The sequence below is a fragment of the Thiosocius teredinicola genome (assembly GCF_002009425.1).
Taxonomy (GTDB): Bacteria; Pseudomonadota; Gammaproteobacteria; order Chromatiales; family Chromatiaceae; genus Thiosocius; species Thiosocius teredinicola.
Genome location: NZ_CP019936.1, coordinates 665,316 through 685,218, shown reverse-complemented (window position 1 = coordinate 685,218; position 19,903 = coordinate 665,316). Strand labels below are relative to the sequence as shown.

The following is a 19,903-nucleotide window of genomic DNA, read 5'->3' as shown; positions in this document are numbered from 1 at the left end:
CAAATCTTCTAGTCGTGCTCGATACGGTAGAACAAGTCGACCGATTGCTCGTCGCTCGAGCGTGTCTCGACTTCGATGTGTTCTGACAGCTTGAGGCGCATCAGCACGGCGCCGTCCGGATCGAACAGCCCCTGCGTATAGCCAAGGTACAAGTCAGGACTCAGATACTTGCCGAGAATCAGCGAGCTTTCCTCCAGGCCGGCGCCGGTGTCGACACGTATCTCGTCAAGCCCCAGGCGATCGCTCAACTGTTGCAGCAAGGGCTCGCCGCGCGCCAAGCCGAACGAATAGGCGGCGCTGAGGATTCGCGAGCCTTGTTCTTCGTTGGCCTCCGACAATCCGGCCCCGGTTAACAGGTACGCCAGCGACTCCGCTTGAGAGGTACTCGGCTCGGTGTAGACCTTCGATAGCGGTTCGGACAACGGCCCCTGCAAAGACAGATACGCGACGTATTGACCATCGATGGATGTGCGACTCGCGCGCAGATCGACGTCGGGATCAGACGGCGGCCCGGCAAACAGCAGGCGCCCGCGTTCCACCTTCAGATCCTGGCCGTAGGCGCGATACTCGCCCTCGATCAGCTCGATCTTGCCTTGCGCGTTGGTGCCTTTGCTGTCGACCGATGCATCGATCGCGCCGGCCAACCCTGTCTTCAGGCCGAAGCCCGCAAAGGTCACATCCTTACCCAGTTCGACGCGCACCTTGGCCGTGAGGTTGCCGGGGCCGCGTTCGATCTCCGGCGCCTCATCGCCGTTCACGATGATCTCGTCGTCGGACACCGCCACGGTACTGGGCGGCAGTTCCTTCAATTCGATCTTGGCCTGCGGCACGCGCACCACGCCAGCGAGATGGTAGGGACCGCTACCGCTCAGCGTGAGGTCGGGCGATATCTTCACGACGGCCTCGGGCAGTTGCGCGACCAGTACACCATCACCCTTCAGGGTCAGGTCCACCGCTGGCCCCTTGGCACCACCAAGGTCGACGTTGCCATTGATGCGCAAGGTGCCCTCACCGGAGGTCAACTGCCCGTTCACCTGCATGGGGCCGCCGTCACTGCGCAGTGCCAGGCCGATATCCTTCAACTCGATACCGGCAGCGGGCAGGCGTGCGCTCGCATCGTCGATCGAGACAAGGCCCTCAACGCGCGGCTCGGCCAGCGAACCGCCCAGCCTGGTTTGGACGTTCAGCCGACCCTGCACCTGCTCGAGTTGCGGAACGAAGCCGGCGATCAGGCTCAGGTCGGGGAAAGCTGCCGTGATGTTGCCGTCGAGCGAACGATCGCCGTCAGTTGCAGGCCCGAGGTTCACCTTGCCACGAGCCTCACCGGCGGCGCCAAGGCTGAGGGTCAGCTCGGATGTACCTCGGTCATCTTTGAAGCGACCACTAATCCGGGCGTTGGCATACGGCAATACAAAGGGCTCTTCGGCTTCCGGAAAGCGGATCTCGCCATCCCCCGGCGCCAGCTCGAATTGCGCATCGGGCCTGTCCAACGCTCCCGTGACGCTGAACCTGCCTTGCAGCACACCGTCGATCACGGCATTGCCGGGCAAGACGCCAACCAGCTTGGCCAGATCGAAACCCTGCAAGCGACCGTTGGCATCAAGACCTTGTTCTGCCTGCCAGCCACCATCGACACAGACGTCGGCCCCATTGCGACCCAGGCAAAGCTGTTCGGCGTCAATCTGCTCAGCCCCCAGCTTGATCGCGCTGGGCTCGGAGAGCACCCATAGACCAACATTGGGCTCATCGAGCTCCAAGCGGTTCAGCGTGCCCCGCCAGAGCGTCTCTTGCCATCCACCACGCGCAGCAAGGTCAAGCCTGCCGACGTCGCCGGCGGCATGCAAAGCGATGTCGTGACCATCCAGCGTCCCGTTTATGTCCGTCGTCAGTTCGTCGATCCGCGTGCCCTGCGCGTCGATGCCCGCGGCCCGCAACTGCCCCTGCCCTCGCTCACCGCGCCAATCGATATCGAGGTCGACACTGTTCACCGAGTTGCCTTCATAGGTGACATTCGAACCGGTGAGCTTGGCCACCATAACCGGTTTGTCGACCGAACCGCTGACATTGCCGTTGCCCTGCAGGCCGCCCTGTAGGTCCGGCAACAACCCAGCCAGATCGGGCGCATCCAGGACGAACTTGAGATCCAGTGCGTCATCCCAACGGCCATCGAGGTTCACCCGGTTTGCACCGGACGCGATGGCGAGTCGGTCAGCGCGCAATCGGCTTCCACGCATCGCCACATTGCCGCTGGCACTGACCGGGTAGCCACGCAACTGACCACTCAGCGATTCAATCGCCAGCTCGACCAAAGGATCGCCACCCGATTCGAGATCGAGGTTTCCGGTGACCCGCAATCTGCCGTCGATTTTGCCAGGCCACTCGGCAGCCAACGCCTGTGGATTGATTCCGGCAAGCTGCAAATCGACCGCCCATTCGAGCTGCTTCTGCCAACTGACCGAACCATCGGCTGTCGCTTGCCCGTCGAGTGCCTTGATCACTGCCGGCTGCAATACGATACCGTTCAGGTCGCCGCGCAATGTAACGTCCATCTCGGCCGGCGGCATCGACTCGGCCTCCGCCAGCGCCTGCAATTCGGCACGATAATCGTCGGCGCTGCCAACCAACGTCAGTCGCCCATCGTTGAGCGTCACTGTCGGTGCGCCGCGCAGCGGCCAGCTGACCTTGTCCCAGTTCGCCGCCACATCGAACGCCGGCGACGGCAGATCGAGCTGCGCCTTTCCGTGCAGGGTCAATCTCGCCGGATCCGTTACCTTGATGTTCAACGCCGGCTTCAGTGCCTCACCGCCTAACTCCAGGGTCGCCGCGAGGTACCCGACATCCGGCCCGAGCAGTGCTTCGCTCACCTGGATCGCCGCACGTCCGCCGAGTCGATGCGGCGCAACCGCACCCAGTGTCAACTCACCCGTCAATTGCACATCCATGCCTTTGAACGACAGTCCGTTGAGTGCGAGCACCTCGTCGGCAAGTGATGCAGACACGCTCAAGGCATCGATGAAATAACGGGCATCCGCTTGTTCGAACTGGAAACGCTCAATCGCCAGACGATCGGCAACGACCTCTACCGGAAGGACGATATCCGGGATGGATACCGGGCCGTCTTCCGACGGCGGTGACGCGGGCAGTGCCAGGCGACTGTCTACGACCTCGAGCAAAACGACATGCAGCCGGTCGTTGCTCAACTCCCATGGACGCCACTCCAGCGTCGTGCGCTTCGCAGCGAACTCGGTGCCGTCCATCGAGAACACCACATCATGCAGCGTAACGCGCTCGGCCAGGCGTCCCTCGCTGTGGCTGTAAGAGAATGTGTAGCCTTGTCCCGACAGCCAATCGCTGGCCTTTCTCAGCGACCACTGGCTACCCGGCTCGGTCATCAACACGCTGTACAGGGCTACCGGTACAGCGATGACAACAAGCAACAGCAGCCACAACAGAATCTTCAGGACGCGCTTCACAGGTCGGCACCCAACCCGATATGAAAACGCCAGTCGTCTTCCGAAGTATCGTCCGGAAACGCAAGGTCGACGCGCAGACGGCCGACGGGTGAGTACCAGCGCACACCGATGCCATACCCCACCTTCGGATCGATTTCGTCGGAATTGAATGCATTACCGGCATCGATGAACGCGGCCACCCACCAATCCTCTTCAAACACCGGGTGCTCGTACTCGATGCTGCCGGTCAACAGGTGGCGGCCGCCGATCACGTCGCCATCGTCGTTTACCGGGCCAAGCGATTCGTACTCGTAGCCACGCACGCTGTTATCACCGCCGGCGAAGAAGCGCAGGGATGCCGGCAGGTTGTCGATGCTGTCGCCGATGGTCGCCCCGATTTCGATCCGGCTGGTCAACCTGCCGGCGTCGCCGAAGCGATAGATACCCTTGAGGTCGGCGCGCAGCTGAACGAAAGACGCGCTCGACAGCAGGTTCTCGTGGGCCGCCCGGGTCTCGAAAAAGATGCGGTAGCCGCGATAGGTGCGCAGCGGATCGTCGGCCTCGAGGCGTTCGAAGCTGATACCCGGCATCAACAGGTATGAACTCGTATTGTCGTCGCCGACCGTGGAGTCTTCATACATCCATTCCAGGAATCGGGTCTGCTTCCATTTGCAGGTCTTGAGCTGTTGGCGCGCGAACAAGGTGATGCTGTCGCTATCGGCGGTTTCGGTCTCCTCGTGCAACAAGCGGGCACCGAAGCTGTAGGTCTCCAACAAGGGCTTTTCGCCCGGGACTGTGTAATCGGCGGTGAGCCCGGATTCAACCGGCGACAATCGCAACTCACTCTTGAACTGGTGACCAACGTCGTTGACGTAGCGGTTGTCATATCGCACCGTGCCGCGCGGCCCGGTGTCGGTGGCGTAGCCGACCCCGAAGCGCCAGGCGTGGCGTTTCTGCGGATCGAACACTATCTCTATCGGCACGGCACCGTCGCGCTTCTCGTCAAACAAGGCGCGCACCTCGACACGTTGAAAATAGCCGGCATCGTTCAGACTGCGATCGAGCGCGGTCAACTGGCGCGCGTTGTATGGCTCGCCCTCGCGGACCTGGGTCAACTTGTCGATGAACTGCCGGTCGAGCGGCTGTTCACCAATCCGGATTTCACCAAAGCGATAGCGTGGACCGCTGTCGGCCACGAGGTCTATCTCCGCCGCTGCATCATCCGGGTAGACACGCAGTTGTTGACGTGAAAACGCAAAATCGAAATAGCCGCGTTGCGAAGCGAGCGCACGCAGACGATCCTTGATCGCCTCGTATTCGCCATGATTGAGCGGCGCACCCTTTGCCAATGGCAGGTCGGCCAGCAAGGCCTTCATGGCCGGGTCATCCTTGGCTTCGCCCTGCACAGCGACCGAGCGTTTGCGCACAGTCACCCGCTCACCCAGTTCAACCGCCACTTTGGCATGCCAGCATTTCGGGTCGGCGGTATCCAGGTCCTTGTCGATGGTCGCGCGGTAGTAGCCGAAGGCATGCAACCCAGGCTGCAGATCTTCTTCAACGGCTGAAAACAACCGGCGCACGCGCCAGCCCGGCGCATCACAGGGTTCATCCGCCAGTTCGAGACGCGTACGAAGATTCTCCTGCAGCGTTTTGTCGGCGCCAGGTGCTTCGATGGTCACATCGGCAATCGCACCCGGCGACGTCACGGCCACGCAGGCAATAAGAAAAAAAAGCCTCACTCTGCAGCTCGATCCGGCTGATTGAAAACACGCAACTAATACGACTGCGTTTTTCGGCCAAAGGTCCTTTGAGTATCCATGAGGCCAAGCGTACCAGACACCGGATGCTTTTCGCTGCGACGCATATCCGCTGCGATCGTGCGGCTTCCAAATCGCCGATTTCCGGGTATTCTGCGCGCATGGCAACCCTTTTTGTGAACCGACTCACTTCAATCGATTGCTCCTACCTGAGCCCATCGCGCGGCCTTGTCGGTGAAAGCTGGCAGGTCGATGTCGAACTCGATGGCGACCTCGATTACCAGGGCATGGTTCTGGACTTCGGCGAAGTCAAACGTTCCATCAAACGCATGATCGACGAGCAATTCGATCACAAGCTTCTGGTTCCGGCCGACTACGAGGCGCTGCAGATAGCCGACTACCCGGAAGGCGTGCACCTGACTTTCGGGCTCGAAGACGAGCGCGTGATTGAACACCGTTCACCGCGCGATGCCGTTCGATTGGTGCCCTGCGAGCGCATCGCCACCGACCGCCTGGCGCAGATCATTGCCGACTACCTGTCGCCGCAAACGCCGGAGAACGTCAGCGCTATCCGTATCTGCCTGTGGCCGGAGAACACCGACGGCGCTTTCTATCACTACAGCCACGGCCTGAAACGGCATGACGGTAATTGCCAGCGGATCGCACATGGACACAGGTCGCGCATCGAGATAATGCGCAACGGTCAACGCGACCACGACCTGGAGAAACATTGGGCGACGGTGTGGGCCGATATCTACATCGGCACACGCGAAGACGTAATCGGCACAAGCCAACGCGATAACGTCGAGTACTACGAGTTCGGCTACCGCAGCGCACAGGGGCATTTCGGACTGACGCTGCCGAAATCGGCCTGCTACCTGATCGACACGGATTCGACGGTCGAAAACCTGGCCGACCATGTGGCGCAGGTTCTAGGCAGCGAGCACCCGGATGAGCGCTTCATCGTGCGGGCCTTCGAGGGCATCGACAAAGGCGCGATCGCCAAGACCTGAGTGGCTCGCCGGCAAACCGGCCCACGGCAACTTCAACCGCGATCGAATGACAATCGCAAACCGTTAGGGTCGCGCGGGAACTTGCCACCCTGGTACACGACCGAGCCGTTGACGATGGTCGTGTGTACGCGTGAGCGCAACACGTCGCCCTCGAGCGGCGACCAGCCACACTTGTACAGCACGTCTTCTCTCTCGACACGGTGAGGATGCAGCATATCGACCAGCGCCAGGTCGGCGAAGTAGCCCTCGCGAAGATAGCCGCGCTCGGCGACATCGAACAGTATGGCGGGCGCATGACAGACCTTGTGCACCAGTTGCGGCAGGGTCAGGACCTCGTCGTGCACCAGTTCCAGCGCCATCGCCAAAGCGTGCTGCACCAGGGGAAGACCGGCCGGCGCCTTGAAGTACGACGACTCGCTTTTTTCCTCAAGGGTATGCGGCGCGTGATCCGTGGCGATGACATCAAGCCTGTCCTCGGCCAGCGCAGCACGCAGCGCGGCACGGTCGCCAGCCGTCTTGATTGCCGGGTTGCACTTGATGAAACTACCGCGTTTTTCGTAATCCGCCTCGCTAAAGTACAGATGATGCACACAGGCCTCGGCCGTGACGCGCTTGCCTTCGACCGGTCCGGCCTCGAACAAGGCGAGCTCGCGTTCCGTCGTCAAATGCAGTACGTGCAGCCGCGCATCGTGTTTGCGCGCCAACTCGACGGCCATCGATGACGATTTCCAACACGCCTCTTCGCTGCGGATTGTCGGATGGAAACGCATCGGGATCTCTTCGCCATACTGCTCGCGGTACTTGGCTTCGTTGGCGAGTATCGTCGGCGTGTCTTCACAGTGCGCTGCGATCAGCGTCGGTGCATCGCGGAAGATCTGCTCGAGCACCGCGGGATCATCAACCAGCATATTGCCCGTCGACGCCCCCATGAACACCTTGATGCCACAGGTCTCGTCGTGCCCCAGCTTGCGGATCTCGTCGATGTTGTTATTGGTCGCGCCGAGATAAAAAGAATAATTGGTCCGCACGCGGCCGGCCGCCATGGCGTACTTGTCGCGCAGCGCATCGATCGTCACGGTCTGCGGCTTGGTGTTCGGCATCTCCATGACCGAGGTGATACCGCCGGCCACGGCAGCGCTCGACTCGGTGGCCAGGTCGCCCTTGTACGTGACACCCGGCTCGCGGAAATGTACCTGATCATCGATCATGCCCGGCATCAACAGCATGCCGTCGGCATCGATCACTTCGGCACCGTCGGCGCTGATGCCGGTGGCAATCTTGGCGATGCGCTCGCCGCTGATCAGCAGATCGCCGTCGAATTGCTGCCCTTCATTGACCATTCGAGCGTTCTTGATCAGGAGTTTCTGGCTCATCGCATGTGATCCTTGTCGTTTCGCATCCGCAATGCGGGATGTGCTCGGGTGTCGGCGGCCTTGTCAAAGGCAGGGATTGACCATAGCGCAGGCGCGCCTGAATCGGTGTTCTTCGCAGTATAAACGGGTGCTTCCATCACAGCACCCCTCACCCGCCGGCTGCGGGAAGTTCGATGGCCTCACGCACGGTCCGGGCAGATTTAACGCCCTGAGATTGCCGACTCGCGGGCAAGCCCGGGAACGTTGAGATATGATCCCGTCTGCAAAATGATCCGGCAACGCACCAGGTGCGTTGCTGCCCACGCCGCTGCTGCGGTATTTGGGCGCCCGGCCTAGATCGGAAAGGATGCTGACCGTTACCCAATCGTCACGTTTTTGCCCTTTCAGAGCGAGCCTCGTCCCGCTCTGATGCTTTCGTGCCCTCGAGACCGGGGGCTTGTTACAACACATCAGGGATGTATGTTCCATGCAAACACGCTCTCGCTGGCTGACCTTCGTTCTCGCCATCTCTATATTGTCCGCCTGTGACCAGGCACAGACGCCGCAGCAGGTTTCCGAGCCGGCACCGGCGGTCGAAACCCAGCAGCCGACCATGCGCGCAGTCGAGCCGGCAACGGGAGAAGCGCTGTCGAAACCTGCTTACCTGCGCGAGCGGCTTCCCAACGATGTGTATGGCTATGCACGCATTCCCAGCATCTGGGGAATGATGGGCGTACCCACCGGCGGCGTGTTGGACAAAGCCGTGGGTTCGGCCGCGTATGCCGATGCGGTGCGGTCAATACGCGAAGGCTTCAGTGCGACCGTGCTCCCGGAGTTTCCGCCGGATGCACGCCCGATGTTGAGCCTGCTGTTGCTGCACGCCACGTCACCGATAGAGATTGCGGTGCTCGCCCCCACGGATCAGCAGAACCCCGCACCGGTCGTGATGATCACGATGGCTGTCGATTTCAGCGACGCAGCTGCACTCAACAAGTTTCTCGATGAGGCGACGAGCCAGGCCCCGGGAGTCGCCATGCTGAACCCGGTGCAGGCAGACCAGCCCGGCGAACTGCTGGCAGGCGGCATGCGCCTGTCGGTCCGACTCGACCAGGCCGAGTCGCGGCTTTTCCTGTCGGGCAGCGTCGGCCCGGCGCCGTCGGCAACGGCGTCCATCGCTCAGGCGCTCCAGCCGAATCCGACCCATCCGATGTACAGCGTGGAACAGAGTATCGATGCTAGCGGCCAAGGGTTGTTCGTTTGGGTCAACACCACCCAGCTGATCGGCTTGGCAAGCGCGATGGGGCCGCGTGATCAGGTTGCGATGATGAACATGTTCGGCGTCAACGATATCAAGAGCCTGGCCGTCGGCCTCGGCGCCAGCGGCGGCATTCACCGCCTCAAAGCGGTTGTGGAGATGCCCAAGCGCGGATTCCGCACCTTCCTTCCGCTGGTCGGCGACGCCCCCACCTTCAGTGCCGCAGGCGATCCCACCGGCATTGCGGTACTCGGCCTGCCAAGCACCGCGGATTGGGCTGCCTTCGAAGCGGAGCTGACCAAGTTCAGCACGCCGCAGGACATGCAGAAGTACCAGGACTTCAAGCGCGAATTCAAAGAGAAACTGGGCTTCGGGATTGACGACCTGCTGGCAGCGCTCGGACAGGACATGAGCATCGTGTTCGACGACGCGGGACGATACGTGGCTGTACGTCTGAAGGATGGCCAGAAGTTCCATGCGATCATCGACAGCGCGGTGCAGCGCTTCGGGTTCAAGCATGAAACGCGCGAGATCGGCGGGAATATCTACCATCACCTGACCATGCCCCCGTTCGAACAGCTGCTTCCCGACGATGCGGCAGCCGCGAAGAGCGAAGGCGAAATCCTCGCCAGACGTTTTCTCGATGCCCCCAGCCACACCTACTGGATCGAGGAAGACGGTTATCTGATCATGTCCAGCCTCCCCCAGGTGCTGATGGACCGTAATTACATCGCCGAGCGCACCCCGGTCGACCAATGGCTGGAGCAGACGCAGCGCATGCAGGCGGACGGTGCGCTGCTGCTGGGCACCCTGCGCAACGATGACGTACCGGGGCTGATGTACCAATTCAACCTCGAGATGTTGTCGTACCTTGGCGACGTGGTGCAACGCCCGATCGACATGTTTGCCTTGCCCACGGCGCGCGAAGCAGGCGTGCCCGACGAAGGATCGTTCGGCGTCAAACTCACGTCGAACGAGTCGCAGCTGGCGCTCGAATTCACCTTCGAGAGCAACCCGGCCGAATTGCTGCTCGCCGGCAACAGTGCCGGCAGCGTGGCGGCGATGGGCATCGTCGCAGCGATCGCCCTTCCCGCGTACAACGAGTACATCAAAGCAGCCTCGGTCAATCAGGGCATGGTGTCGGGTGAACAAGCAAAGCTGCTCGTCGAAACCTTCTACGCCGACAATGCGCGCTTCCCGTCGGCCGATGAGGTCGTGGAACTGAACCCAGGATCGCTGAACAGCGACCGCTATCGTATCTCGATCGTGCCGGACGACGGCCGCGTCGTCATCGAGTACGACGATTTCGCACTGTATGAAGGCAGGTCGGTGATCTTCGTGCCACAGATTGAAGGCGACATGATCGGTTGGCGATGCGAAAGCGATCTTGCGGACACCTACAAACCCATCATGTGTGATCCGCTACCCTGAGGACCGACACCATCGGGGCGCCGAATCGCCCCGATGGCAGGTTCGCCCAAACCCGCAAACGTCACGCTGAGTGCGGTGACTTACGCGACGGCTATGCCGGCCAAGGCACTAATCGTAGTCTTTGTCCTTCCAGGTGCGCAGCGCGCGAAACACCTCGGCGCGACTGCTTAGCGGCCTTCCCGCCCACTCGGCTGCCGCAGCCACCACATTCGCCTGATCGGTGCGCATAAAGGGATTGGTCGCAAGCTCATCGCCGATGGTGGACGGTACGGTCGGCCGGTCGGCGGCACGCGAGCGCTGGTCGCGCCGGGTTCGCTCACGCAAGGCCTCACTGTCGGGCTCGACCCATTCGGCAAAACCGAGGTTGGCCAGCGTGTATTCGTGCGCGCAGTACACGTGGGTGTCGGCAGGCAGTCTGCCAAGACGCTCGAGCGACGCGCTCAACTGTTCGAACGTGCCGCTGAACACCCGTCCACATCCACCGGCGAACAGAGTATCGCCGCAGAACAATATACCGGGCGCGTAGTAGGCGATATGCCCTTCGGTATGGCCCGGCACATCGAACACCGCAAATTCAATGTCGAGCCCTTGCAGTGACACCCGGTCGCCATCGCGCAAAGGGCGCTCGATCGCACGAACCGGCTCATTCGCCGGGCCATAGACCAACGCATCCGGCCACTGCGCTTTCAGGCCGGCGATACCGCCGACGTGGTCGCCGTGTTTGTGCGTGATCAGGATCGCGTCAAGACGCAGACCGACGGAACGTATGCGCTCGATCACCGGATCTTCGTCACCCGGGTCGACCACGGCGCAGCCGTCGTAGCCGCTGCGGGTCAGCAGCCAGATGTAGTTGTCGTCGAAAGCGGGGATCGGGGTGATATCGATCATTTGCCGTACAGTTCCTTGGGATCGATCATCACGTCTTTATCGACGACCAAGCGATCACCGCTCGCCAGGTTGTAGAAGCAGTCGCGCCGCCCGGTGTGGCAGGCAGGACCGGTCTGATCGACCTTGAGCAGGATGGTGTCGCCATCACAATCGAAACGCAGTTCTTTCAACATCTGCACCTGGCCCGATGATTCGCCTTTGCGCCACAGCGACTGGCGCGACCGCGACCAATAACACACGCGCCGGGTGGCGAGCGTTTCATCGAGCGCCTGCCGATTCATCCACGCCATCATCAACACCTCACCGCTATCGAACTGCTGGGCGATGGCCGGCAACAGGCCGTCGGCGTTCCACGGCAATCCATCGAGCACGTCGGCCAGCGGCAACGACTCCCCGGTAGGCAGTTTTTCGAGCTGTTTGAATATCTGTGACATCGGGAGACGCAAATCTGGTTGGAAACCAGAATCATACCGCATCGTCTGAATGCCCCGGCGGGGTTCGCCCGCAAGGCATTGGCGTTAGAATACCGGCTTTGCGGACGTCCGGAGCCCCGATGCGCATATTTCGCGTTTCATTCCACAGCAACGGCAAGGTTTACCAGATTCACGCGCAACAGGTTGCGCATGGTGACCTGTACGGCTTCATCGAGGTACGCGATCTGCTGTTCGATGAACACACGACCGTAGTCATTGATCCGGCAGAAGAGAAGCTCAAGGCCGAGTTTGCCGGGGTGCAGCGTCTGATGCTGCCGCTGCATGCCGTCATCCGCATCGAAGAAGTCGAGAAGCGCGGACAGAACAAAATCCTGGAAGCCGATGGCATGATGAGCAACATCACACCTTTCCCTTTCTCACCGCCCGATGGGCGCAAAAGCTAAACCAATCAGAAGGGCAACGACGTGTCCGACGTAGATATCAATGCAGCCGACTCTCCCCTGCGACAGCGCATCCTGCGCCAGCGCGCAACGCTGCACAATATGCTGATCGACCCGATGCACCGGGTTGCGAAACGCTGCGCCAAGGTGTGGGACGACAAACCGGCCCTGGACCACCTGCTGATGGAGTCGCTGCCCAAGGTGCCGTACGTCACCTACCTGTACGCCCTCGACACCAAGGGGAAACAGGTCAGCGCCAACGCCTCGGTGGACGGCCTGATACTCGAGGACTACGGCCGCGATCGCGCCGACCGGCCGTACATGAAGCACCTGTCGAAACGCAAAGACATGACCCTGTCCGAGGCCTATATCAGTTTGCGTGCGCAGCGGCCGTCGGTTACCGCCATCCAACGCGTCTACCTGAATGACCAGCTCATCGGTTACCTCGGCGGTGACTTCGACCTGCGTGGCCTGCCGATCACCAAGGAGCTGTACTCGGAGCCTTCGCGCTGGCGCCAGATCAAGGGCGACCCCGCGATTCGCGGGCATGTCTTTCAACAATGCCGCATCCAAAGCCGACTCGACGACCACATCGATATGATCCTGCCGGTCCTCGAAGAACTGGTGATGGAAAACGGCGTTTTCCACCTGAAGATCCATTTCTCCAGCAGTCGGGCGACGATCTGGCTGCTCGACGACCCCTACCGATACCAGTTGCTCGAATACGACGACCTGGCCGATGCCGACGTGTGCCTGGCGTTTCCGCATCGCGACTATCCCAAGGAGGCCGTCGTACCGCAGGAGCAGATCCGTCCGATTCTCGACACCTTCAAGCATCTGCGCTACGCCGACGACACCATCTACCTGCGCGCCGGCTCGATCAACATCTTCAACGGTATCGTCGGCCTGAACTTCTCGTGCGACGGCTCGCACTACATCCCGGTCGACGAGTTCCTGGCCCGTGACTCCGAATTCTGGGACGGCATTGCTTGAGGCTGCCCCGGCCCGTTAGGGAACATTGCGCGTTCCGCGTACAATGACCGCCAATGATGCTGCTGCAGCGCATCTGCCATATTCGCAGACCGCGCCGGCTTGAGAGGTTTAGCTATGCAAGTTCAACAACAGATCGAACAGAAGCTGCGCGATGCATTCGCGCCGCTGCACCTCGAGGTGGAAAACGAGAGCCACATGCACAATGTGCCGGCAGGCTCCGAGTCCCATTTCAAGATCGTCCTGGTCACCGAGCAATTCGATGGCAAGCCCTTGCTGCAACGCCATCGCGCGGTGAACAGCGCGCTGAGCACCGAACTGGCGGGACAGATCCACGCGCTCGCACTGCATACGATGACGCCCAACGAGTGGTTCGAAAAAGGTGGCGCCGCCCCTGATTCTCCCCCCTGCCTGGGCGGAGGCAAGTCATGATCTTCAATCTGATACGTTGGCCGCTTGGCCAGTTGATCCTGCTGATCGACTTTCTCACCGCGCCGCGTAAACCGCAGCGCGATCCGGCAGAGCAGGCGGTCATCGATGACGCCACCCGCCACCTTGCGCTGTACCAGTTCAAGGCCTGCCCTTTCTGCGTCAAGACCCGACGCGCAATGCGACGCCTCGGCCTGAACATCGAGACCCGCGACGCGCGCAACGACCCACGCTGGCGCAGTCAACTGCTCGCCGAAGGCGGTCGATTGCAGGTACCCTGCCTGCTGATCGCCGGTAAGGACGGCGACGACCAGTGGTTGTACGAGTCCGGCGACATCATCGAGTACCTCGAAGATCAGGTGCGGTCCATCGTTCCAGCCGCGCCCGATCATGCCTGAGCAACTGTGTATGGCGGAGGTGTCCGCCTGATTGCATCGTCAATGCGCGCAGTAATCGCAGACTAGAAGCCTGACGGGCATCACCGCCGACCGACAACCAATCAGCCATGCCGCCTCGATGATCGATCCACAATCTCTCGGCGCACTCGCCGGTACCCATGAGCTTCTGTTGCAGTTGATCGAGAACCTGCCGTCGCGGGATTGCAACAGGCGCTTTGATCCAGCCCTGCCGTCAGCCGGCTGGCTGCTGGGCCGGGCCGTTTATCTCGAACTCCATCTGCTGAGAAGCAGGGTGCAGGGGGATCCCGACCTGGCCGACCGCGTGCGCCACCTGTTCGACGCAGAACCGGGACACGCAGCGCCCGTGGATGAGCAGCTGCCGCCACGAGAACATCTGTTGAACTGGGCCAACGAGGTCTTCGATCAGCATCTCACCTTGCTGGCCAATCCGGGGCAGCTGCGCGATCACGACCTGCTCAAAGACAGTTGGTTGGTGTGGCATCTCGCGCAGCGTGAGGCGTTGCTGTACGAGTGGCTGTTGGCGGTGCTGACCGCGCGCAGTGCCACGCTGGCCGGCGAAGATCACGTCGTGGAGAATCCGCTGACGCCACAACTGCCGGCAGACGATTCGGTTCGCATCGACCAGGGACACTACCGGATAGGCGCCCGCGGCGGCCCGGTGTTTACTCATGAAACGCCGCCGCAGGTCGTCGAGCTGCACTCCTTCCGCATCCAGCGCAAACCGGTATCGAACGCCGAGTTCCTGGCATTCGTAGACGACGGCGGATACCGCGACGACGGCTGGTGGGACGAGCAGGGACGAGATTGGCGCGACCAGTTGCAGGTCGGCGCGCCCTGGGCGTGGAGGCGGAATGGCAGCGGGCACTGGTACTCGATCGGGATCAACGGCCCGATGGACCTGCATCCCGACGAGCCGGTCGCAGGCCTATCGGGGCACGAGGCAGGCGCATTCGCTGCCTGGGCATCCGCCCGCGGCCAGGGGCTGAGCGGCGCAGTGCCGCAACACGAGTACCAATGGGAGGTCGCTGCGCGCCTCAGCCAGATCGAGGGGTTCGGCCGTAGCTGGGAATGGTGCGCCAATGCTTTCCATACCTACCCCGACTACCAGGCGCCCGACGACCCGGTGCTGGCACCTTGCACCGACGACCAAGGCCTGGTGCAACGTGGTGGTTGCCTGCATACCCAACCTGCACTGCGTCGCGCCAGCTTCCGCGTATGCGCCGAGGTCACGCAGCGTTGTGGCTTTGCCGGTACCCGCCTGGTCATGCCGCCGGGCAAGGCGGCCTGGGAATAGCCCGGACTATTTGACGATATCGAGCAGACTCAGCTCGAAGATCAGGGTTTCATTCGGGCCGATGTCGGCGCCGGCACCCTGCTCGCCATAGGCCAAGGTGCTGGGCACAAACACCTGCCAGCGATCGCCTACGTGCATCAACGACAAGGCCTCGCGAAAGCCCGGAATCACACCGCCCACCGGAAACTCAGCCGGTTCGCCGCGATCCACCGAACTGTCGAAGACGGTGCCGTCAATCAAGGTGCCGTGATAATGCACACGAACCGTGCTGGTCGGCTGCGGCTGAGCACCCTTGCCGCTTTCGAGCACGCGGTATTGCAACCCGCTGGGCAGCACGACGATATCTGCCTTGCCGGCGTTCTCGGTCAGGTAGGCCTGACCCGCCTTGAGATTCTCAGCGGCGCGCAAATCACGCTGCTGGGCAAACTGTTGCTGTTGCTCGCGGATGGCGTTCACCATATCGGTTTCGCTCAGACGCAACGGCCGATCCGCCAATACATCATCGATTGCCGCGGCAAAGGCCTTGCTGTCGAGATCACGCACGCCCTGCCCCTTGAGCAATTGCCCCAGCCTTACACCCATCGCATAGCTGTAGCGCTCGGAGACACTCAAGCCCGCCTCGTCGGCAGCAACGACGAGACCGGAAAGCGACCACATCAGAAGGACAAAAAAGACTCTTTTCATCGTGTTATCCAGTACTTCGGGAAGTCTACTCCCAGTTTACGAAGCTTCGCCCTGAAACACAGAACTGACTTCACAGATTGTATCCGGTGCTATAAACCCGCATTCAGTCGTGTCGTTATAGGTAGCGAGTACGGGAATCGTGGGAAGACACCATGATCGGAAAAATGACAGATTCGGCCTTGCAGGGTATTCAACGCAGTACCCAGGGCATGGCTCGCAGCGCCGCCGAGATCGCACGGGCGTCAAAACCGGGGGACCAGACAAACATGACGCGCGCCATGGTCGAGTTGAAGCAGCACGAGCACGCAGCCAAGGCCAACATCAAGACCTTGCAAGCCGCCGACACCCTGCTGGGATCGCTGCTCGACGTCAAAGCCTGATTGACATTGGCCGAGTCGATTCGTCGGCGTCGATTCGCCTGACTCGCTCTCCGGGCAGCGCCGGAACGATCGCCGCTTTACGACGTGGCGAACAGCATCGAGAAATCGGTAGCGCGCACGTCTTTGGTCAATTGACCGACCGATATGTAGTCCACACCGGTCAATGCAATATCGAGCACAGTATCCAGATTAACCCCGCCGGAGGCCTCGAGTTCGGCACGACCATCCGTCCGTTTCACCGCCTCGATCAGGGCGGCATTGTCGAAGTTGTCCAACAGAATTCGCCGTGCCCCGGCCTTTAGCGCCTGTTCGAGTTCATCGAGGTTTTCGACCTCCACCTCGATCATCGTGCCGTCGGCGGTATTGGCCTGTGCCGCGACCATCGCGGCAGCGATCGAACCGGCTGCGCGGATGTGGTTTTCTTTGATCAAGACGGCGTCGTACAGCCCGACGCGGTGATTGCTCGCACCACCACAGACAACCGCGTATTTCTGCGCCTGACGCAGACCCGGAATCGTCTTGCGCGTATCCAGGATGACCGCCGATGTACCTTCTACGGCCGCGACATACCTTGCGGCGGCCGACGCGGTACCCGACAGGGTCTGAAGAAAGTTCAACGCCGTACGCTCGCCGGACAGAATCGGCCGCGCCGGACCCTCGATGCGGCAGACTACCTGGTCTTTCTGCAGCCGATCGCTGTCGCCCGCAAACCACTGGATGCTCAACGTGGCGTCCAACTGCCTGAAAACCGAATTGAACCATTCGACGCCACACAGCACCGCGTCCTCGCGGGCGACCACGTCGGCAACCGCCAGTGCATCCTGCGGCATCAACGCGGCCGTCAGGTCGCCGCTCCCCAGGTCTTCATCCAGCGCCTGGCGAACCTGGACATCGATCGCCGCTTGTTCCGGATTCCGGGCAGGACTCGTCATCAGCCGACGGCCAGCAACTCGACCTCGAATACCAGCGTGGCATTCGGCGGAATAACGCCACCGGCCCCCTGGGCGCCATAACCGAGCTGCGGTGGAATGGTCAGTTTGCGTTTGCCACCGACCTTCATGCCGGCGACACCTTCGTCCCAGCCACGAATCACCATCCCGCGCCCCAAGGCGAATTCAAACGGTTGATTACGGTCGACGCTCGAATCGAACTTGCTGCCGTCGGTCAACCAGCCGGTGTAGTGCACGCTGACGCGTTGGCCCGGCGTGGCGACGTCGCCGCTGCCCTCAGTGAGGTCTTCGAACTTCAATCCCGAATCGGTCATCTGCTCTGCCATCGGCATTCCCCTGGTAGAAATAAGAAGGCGCCGGCTCGATGCCGACGCCCTATTGTATCGGACCGGTCGTTCGTCAGGCAGGTTCGGCGGGCTTGTCGTCGTCGCCGAGTGCATTCAGCATCGCATTCAACGCGCGGTCCATCAGCGGCGTGTTGATGTCCTCGAGCAACCGCGCCTGTTCATTGCGGAACAGCACGGCGATATCGTTGATCGTCATCTCGGCACTCTTCATGCCCTTGCGGTTGACGAAGATGCAGTTGCTCGACACCTCGCTGCGCCACGACAACTTGCCGCGCACCCAATTGCCGTCGCTTTCCCATTCCAACCACTGACCGACCGCGAGGTTTTTCGCCTTGTCCAAGAACTCGTCTTCGACCATCTCGGGTTCCGGCTCCGAGGCCAACACGACCCCTTCGGGTACAACTTCGTCGGCATCTTCGGCGGCAGGTTCGTTGTTCTCGCCGCGCAGCGCTGCGATGTGACACGCCTGCAACTCTTTGAACAACTGGCCGGCACGGTGCTGATCGAACGAGATGTTGTTCAGGCCGTCGCGCAGCTTCTTCAGCAATTCGGGAATCGCCTTGAGCAGACGCTGGCGCTCGGTGGGTTCGGCCTTCGGCTGCACGCTCCAGATAAGCTCATTGACGGCGTCGTAGGCGTGTTTCCATGCCGCACTGTCTTCGCCTTCACGCAGGTAAGCGAGCAGCATCACGTCGTGCCAGCCTTCGCGCAGTATGTTGACCACGGCCATCGGCAGGTCGGGCTGTTCGGTGCGGAATTCATTCAACACCTCGGCAACCCGGCGGCGGGCGATCAGCAACTGCTCCTGGCCACGTGTCACCTGGTTGATACGCTCTTCGGCGACTTCGGCACCGCGCGCTTCGCGCTCGATGAAGTTCGAGAATTCGTCATAGACCTGAACGAACAGGTTAACGTCGTCGCTGAAGTCGCTCAGGATACGGTTCACTGCGGCCTCAATTCGTCCAAAGAGCGATTTCGCGGATCGATCGCCATCGTCGACCCAACCCATGGCAGCGCGCGCCAGGGTGTTGAGCAGACGGCGCGCCGGGTGTTGTTTGTTGGCAAAGAAACTGCGATCCATGACCGCAACCTTGAGCATCGGAATCTGCAGCCGGCCGAGCAGCGCCTTCATCGTATCCGGCACGTTGCTGTCGTCGAGGATGAAATCGAACAGCATACCGATAACGTCGATCACGTCCTGGTCGACGGAGTTCAGACGCTTGACCGGCACTTCGCGCGAACCCATCTCCAGTTCACGTCCCAGGCTGACCAGCATCTCGGCCTGCAACTGCTGGATCTCAGTAAGGCTAACCGGTGCCTCGACAGAAACCTCGTGCTGCAGATGACTCAAGGCGTCAACCAGGTCGTTGGACGCAACCGGCGGCAGGTGTTGGTGATGCGCAGCATCGCCACCGCCCGGCAGGCGCACCGATGACAGGTTGTTCGCACCATGCCCGCGCCGCATCGACAGCAACTGGCCGAGCATGTTCAGGATCTGTTGTTCCTGGGTGGTATCTGCGCCGCCGTGATAGTCAGCCTGCCCCTCGTCTCCCACGTGCTCGACGGGTGCGTTCTCGCGCGCGCGCTGCACCGAGGGTGCGATCGGATTACGGCGTGCGCGCTGCACGATCTTCGGCAGAATGCCGGCTTCCATCAGCTTGTCGTTGAGGTCGTCGTACAGTCCGCCGACGTAACCCATCACGTAGCGATCGAACAGTTTGAACACCACCAGACGCACGCTGAGGTCGCCTTCCCACAGACGCAGCGCCGTACGGAAACCTTCGGCCAATGCAGAAGGGCCGACCGGGTTCAGCTTGGTCGTCAGGTCGGGGATGCCCGCGATCTGCGCGAAGCGCATGTTGAGCGCGAACAGCTCACGGTGATAGCGGTTCTCGGCCTTCGAGACCATGCCGCTCACCGCCAGGTTCTCTTCCAGCTCCTCCTCGTCGACCAGCGTCAGTTCGTCGCCGGCGTCGTCCAGGGTGCGCGGCTCTTCGACGCTGCCGGGCTGCGTCCAGAAGTTCTCGAAACTCGACAGGTGGGCGCGTAGGAAATTCTGCTCGATCGTCGTGCGCAGCTTGCGCAGTTCACGCATGGCGTCGAAATAGCGAGTCTGCAGTACATCGCTGGAAGACTTGTCGGCGAGTTGATACAGCTCATCGTCGATGTGCTCGAACAACTCCTGCGTGAGTCGCGGCAGGGTTTCGGCAATCTCAGCGCGGCAGGCTGCAACGAGTTGCTGCATGCGAGGGTCAGCCGACCTGCGTCGCGGGCTGTTCGCCCCCTGCGCGAATGAGATTACGTTGTCGCTCACCATGTTCGTTGACCTCTGACATTTGACGTACGCGGACCCACAGCGCCGCAAGCGCCTTCGCTATTACAACTCAT

The 19,903-nt window shown here is 61.4% G+C and carries 17 protein-coding genes; 8 read left to right on the top strand and 9 right to left on the bottom strand.

Features of this window, described 5'->3' with window-relative positions:
• Nucleotides 1-8 precede the first annotated feature (8 nt).
• Together B1781_RS03230 and B1781_RS03225 are read right to left on the bottom strand one after the other, a co-directional pair.
• Nucleotides 9-3,473 carry a translocation/assembly module TamB domain-containing protein gene (locus B1781_RS03230; RefSeq protein WP_078118290.1) on the bottom strand — a complete coding sequence of 1,155 codons (3,465 nt, stop codon included), beginning with the start codon at nucleotides 3,471-3,473 and terminating at the stop codon, nucleotides 9-11.
• Nucleotides 3,470-5,191, bottom strand: coding sequence for an autotransporter assembly complex protein TamA (locus B1781_RS03225; protein WP_125931852.1), 1,722 nt, complete (start codon nucleotides 5,189-5,191; stop codon nucleotides 3,470-3,472). The genes B1781_RS03230 and B1781_RS03225 overlap by 4 nt, the downstream gene beginning before the upstream one ends.
• A gap of 179 nt (nucleotides 5,192-5,370) precedes the next feature.
• Between B1781_RS03225 and B1781_RS03220 the strand changes: the two genes are divergently transcribed.
• Complete coding sequence (locus tag B1781_RS03220) at nucleotides 5,371-6,222, top strand: 6-pyruvoyl trahydropterin synthase family protein (protein ID WP_078121901.1); 852 nt, start codon at nucleotides 5,371-5,373, stop codon at nucleotides 6,220-6,222.
• Nucleotides 6,223-6,254: 32 nt separating this feature from the next.
• Here the strand turns inward: B1781_RS03220 and B1781_RS03215 are convergent, their stop codons facing one another.
• Nucleotides 6,255-7,595, bottom strand: coding sequence for a dihydroorotase (locus B1781_RS03215; protein ID WP_078118288.1), 1,341 nt, complete (start codon nucleotides 7,593-7,595; stop codon nucleotides 6,255-6,257).
• Between the two features lie 466 nt (nucleotides 7,596-8,061).
• Here B1781_RS03215 and B1781_RS03210 point away from each other — a divergent pair, with 466 nt between their 5' ends.
• Nucleotides 8,062-10,260, top strand: coding sequence for a pilin (locus B1781_RS03210; protein WP_125931851.1), 2,199 nt, complete (start codon nucleotides 8,062-8,064; stop codon nucleotides 10,258-10,260).
• A gap of 108 nt (nucleotides 10,261-10,368) precedes the next feature.
• Here the strand turns inward: B1781_RS03210 and gloB are convergent, their stop codons facing one another.
• On the bottom strand, nucleotides 10,369-11,148 hold the full coding sequence (gene gloB, locus B1781_RS03205) for a hydroxyacylglutathione hydrolase (RefSeq protein WP_078118286.1): 780 nt from the start codon (nucleotides 11,146-11,148) through the stop codon (nucleotides 10,369-10,371).
• Nucleotides 11,145-11,573 carry a phosphoribosyl-AMP cyclohydrolase gene (hisI, locus tag B1781_RS03200; RefSeq protein WP_078121900.1) on the bottom strand — a complete coding sequence of 143 codons (429 nt, stop codon included), beginning with the start codon at nucleotides 11,571-11,573 and terminating at the stop codon, nucleotides 11,145-11,147. Before hisI ends, gloB begins: the two co-directional genes overlap by 4 nt.
• Nucleotides 11,574-11,701: 128 nt before the next feature.
• Between hisI and B1781_RS03195 the strand changes: the two genes are divergently transcribed.
• The 5 genes from B1781_RS03195 (at nucleotide 11,702) to B1781_RS03175 (ending at nucleotide 15,154) form a co-directional block, all read left to right on the top strand.
• Complete coding sequence (locus B1781_RS03195; protein WP_078118285.1) at nucleotides 11,702-12,025, top strand: DUF1820 family protein; 324 nt, start codon at nucleotides 11,702-11,704, stop codon at nucleotides 12,023-12,025.
• 21 nt (nucleotides 12,026-12,046) lie between these two features.
• Nucleotides 12,047-13,015: a PDC sensor domain-containing protein gene (locus tag B1781_RS03190; RefSeq protein WP_334223865.1), complete on the top strand. Its 969-nt coding sequence runs from the start codon at nucleotides 12,047-12,049 to the stop codon at nucleotides 13,013-13,015.
• A 114-nt stretch (nucleotides 13,016-13,129) separates the two neighbouring features.
• On the top strand, nucleotides 13,130-13,444 hold the full coding sequence (locus B1781_RS03185; RefSeq protein WP_078118284.1) for a BolA family protein: 315 nt from the start codon (nucleotides 13,130-13,132) through the stop codon (nucleotides 13,442-13,444).
• Complete coding sequence (locus tag B1781_RS03180; protein WP_078118283.1) at nucleotides 13,441-13,839, top strand: glutaredoxin family protein; 399 nt, start codon at nucleotides 13,441-13,443, stop codon at nucleotides 13,837-13,839. Before B1781_RS03185 ends, B1781_RS03180 begins: the two co-directional genes overlap by 4 nt.
• A 118-nt stretch (nucleotides 13,840-13,957) precedes the next feature.
• On the top strand, nucleotides 13,958-15,154 hold the full coding sequence (locus B1781_RS03175; RefSeq protein ID WP_078118282.1) for an SUMF1/EgtB/PvdO family nonheme iron enzyme: 1,197 nt from the start codon (nucleotides 13,958-13,960) through the stop codon (nucleotides 15,152-15,154).
• 6 nt (nucleotides 15,155-15,160) lie between these two features.
• Here B1781_RS03175 and B1781_RS03170 read toward each other — a convergent pair whose 3' ends face one another.
• Nucleotides 15,161-15,838, bottom strand: coding sequence for an FKBP-type peptidyl-prolyl cis-trans isomerase (locus B1781_RS03170; RefSeq protein ID WP_078118281.1), 678 nt, complete (start codon nucleotides 15,836-15,838; stop codon nucleotides 15,161-15,163).
• 152 nt (nucleotides 15,839-15,990) lie between these two features.
• On the opposite strand from B1781_RS03170, the gene B1781_RS03165 reads away from it, so the two are divergent.
• Complete coding sequence (locus B1781_RS03165) at nucleotides 15,991-16,218, top strand: hypothetical protein (RefSeq protein WP_078118280.1); 228 nt, start codon at nucleotides 15,991-15,993, stop codon at nucleotides 16,216-16,218.
• A gap of 77 nt (nucleotides 16,219-16,295) precedes the next feature.
• Here B1781_RS03165 and nadC read toward each other — a convergent pair whose 3' ends face one another.
• The 3 genes from nadC to B1781_RS03150 form a co-directional block, all read right to left on the bottom strand.
• Nucleotides 16,296-17,150 carry a carboxylating nicotinate-nucleotide diphosphorylase gene (nadC, locus tag B1781_RS03160; protein ID WP_078118279.1) on the bottom strand — a complete coding sequence of 285 codons (855 nt, stop codon included), beginning with the start codon at nucleotides 17,148-17,150 and terminating at the stop codon, nucleotides 16,296-16,298.
• The gene (locus B1781_RS03155; RefSeq protein WP_078121898.1) at nucleotides 17,150-17,494 is read right to left on the bottom strand and encodes an FKBP-type peptidyl-prolyl cis-trans isomerase; all 345 of its coding nucleotides are present in this window, start codon (nucleotides 17,492-17,494) and stop codon (nucleotides 17,150-17,152) included. The genes nadC and B1781_RS03155 overlap by 1 nt, the downstream gene beginning before the upstream one ends.
• Before the next feature lie 73 nt (nucleotides 17,495-17,567).
• Nucleotides 17,568-19,760, bottom strand: coding sequence for a DUF1631 domain-containing protein (locus tag B1781_RS03150; RefSeq protein WP_164513233.1), 2,193 nt, complete (start codon nucleotides 19,758-19,760; stop codon nucleotides 17,568-17,570).
• Nucleotides 19,761-19,903 lie beyond the last annotated feature (143 nt).

Bases quoted from the DNA above. Each gene is read 5' to 3' on its own strand.
- nadC (WP_078118279.1), bottom strand. From the start codon at position 17,150: ATGACGAGTCCTGCCCGGAATCCGGAACAAGCGGCGATCGATGTCCAG.
- B1781_RS03180 (WP_078118283.1), top strand. From the start codon at position 13,441: ATGATCTTCAATCTGATACGTTGGCCGCTTGGCCAGTTGATCCTGCTG.
- B1781_RS03220 (WP_078121901.1), top strand. From the start codon at position 5,371: ATGGCAACCCTTTTTGTGAACCGACTCACTTCAATCGATTGCTCCTAC.
- B1781_RS03165 (WP_078118280.1), top strand. From the start codon at position 15,991: ATGATCGGAAAAATGACAGATTCGGCCTTGCAGGGTATTCAACGCAGT.
- B1781_RS03175 (WP_078118282.1), top strand. From the start codon at position 13,958: ATGATCGATCCACAATCTCTCGGCGCACTCGCCGGTACCCATGAGCTT.
- B1781_RS03195 (WP_078118285.1), top strand. From the start codon at position 11,702: ATGCGCATATTTCGCGTTTCATTCCACAGCAACGGCAAGGTTTACCAG.
- B1781_RS03210 (WP_125931851.1), top strand. From the start codon at position 8,062: ATGCAAACACGCTCTCGCTGGCTGACCTTCGTTCTCGCCATCTCTATA.
- gloB (WP_078118286.1), bottom strand. From the start codon at position 11,148: ATGATCGATATCACCCCGATCCCCGCTTTCGACGACAACTACATCTGG.
- B1781_RS03170 (WP_078118281.1), bottom strand. From the start codon at position 15,838: ATGAAAAGAGTCTTTTTTGTCCTTCTGATGTGGTCGCTTTCCGGTCTC.
- B1781_RS03215 (WP_078118288.1), bottom strand. From the start codon at position 7,595: ATGAGCCAGAAACTCCTGATCAAGAACGCTCGAATGGTCAATGAAGGG.
- B1781_RS03150 (WP_164513233.1), bottom strand. From the start codon at position 19,760: ATGCAGCAACTCGTTGCAGCCTGCCGCGCTGAGATTGCCGAAACCCTG.
- B1781_RS03185 (WP_078118284.1), top strand. From the start codon at position 13,130: ATGCAAGTTCAACAACAGATCGAACAGAAGCTGCGCGATGCATTCGCG.
- B1781_RS03155 (WP_078121898.1), bottom strand. From the start codon at position 17,494: ATGGCAGAGCAGATGACCGATTCGGGATTGAAGTTCGAAGACCTCACT.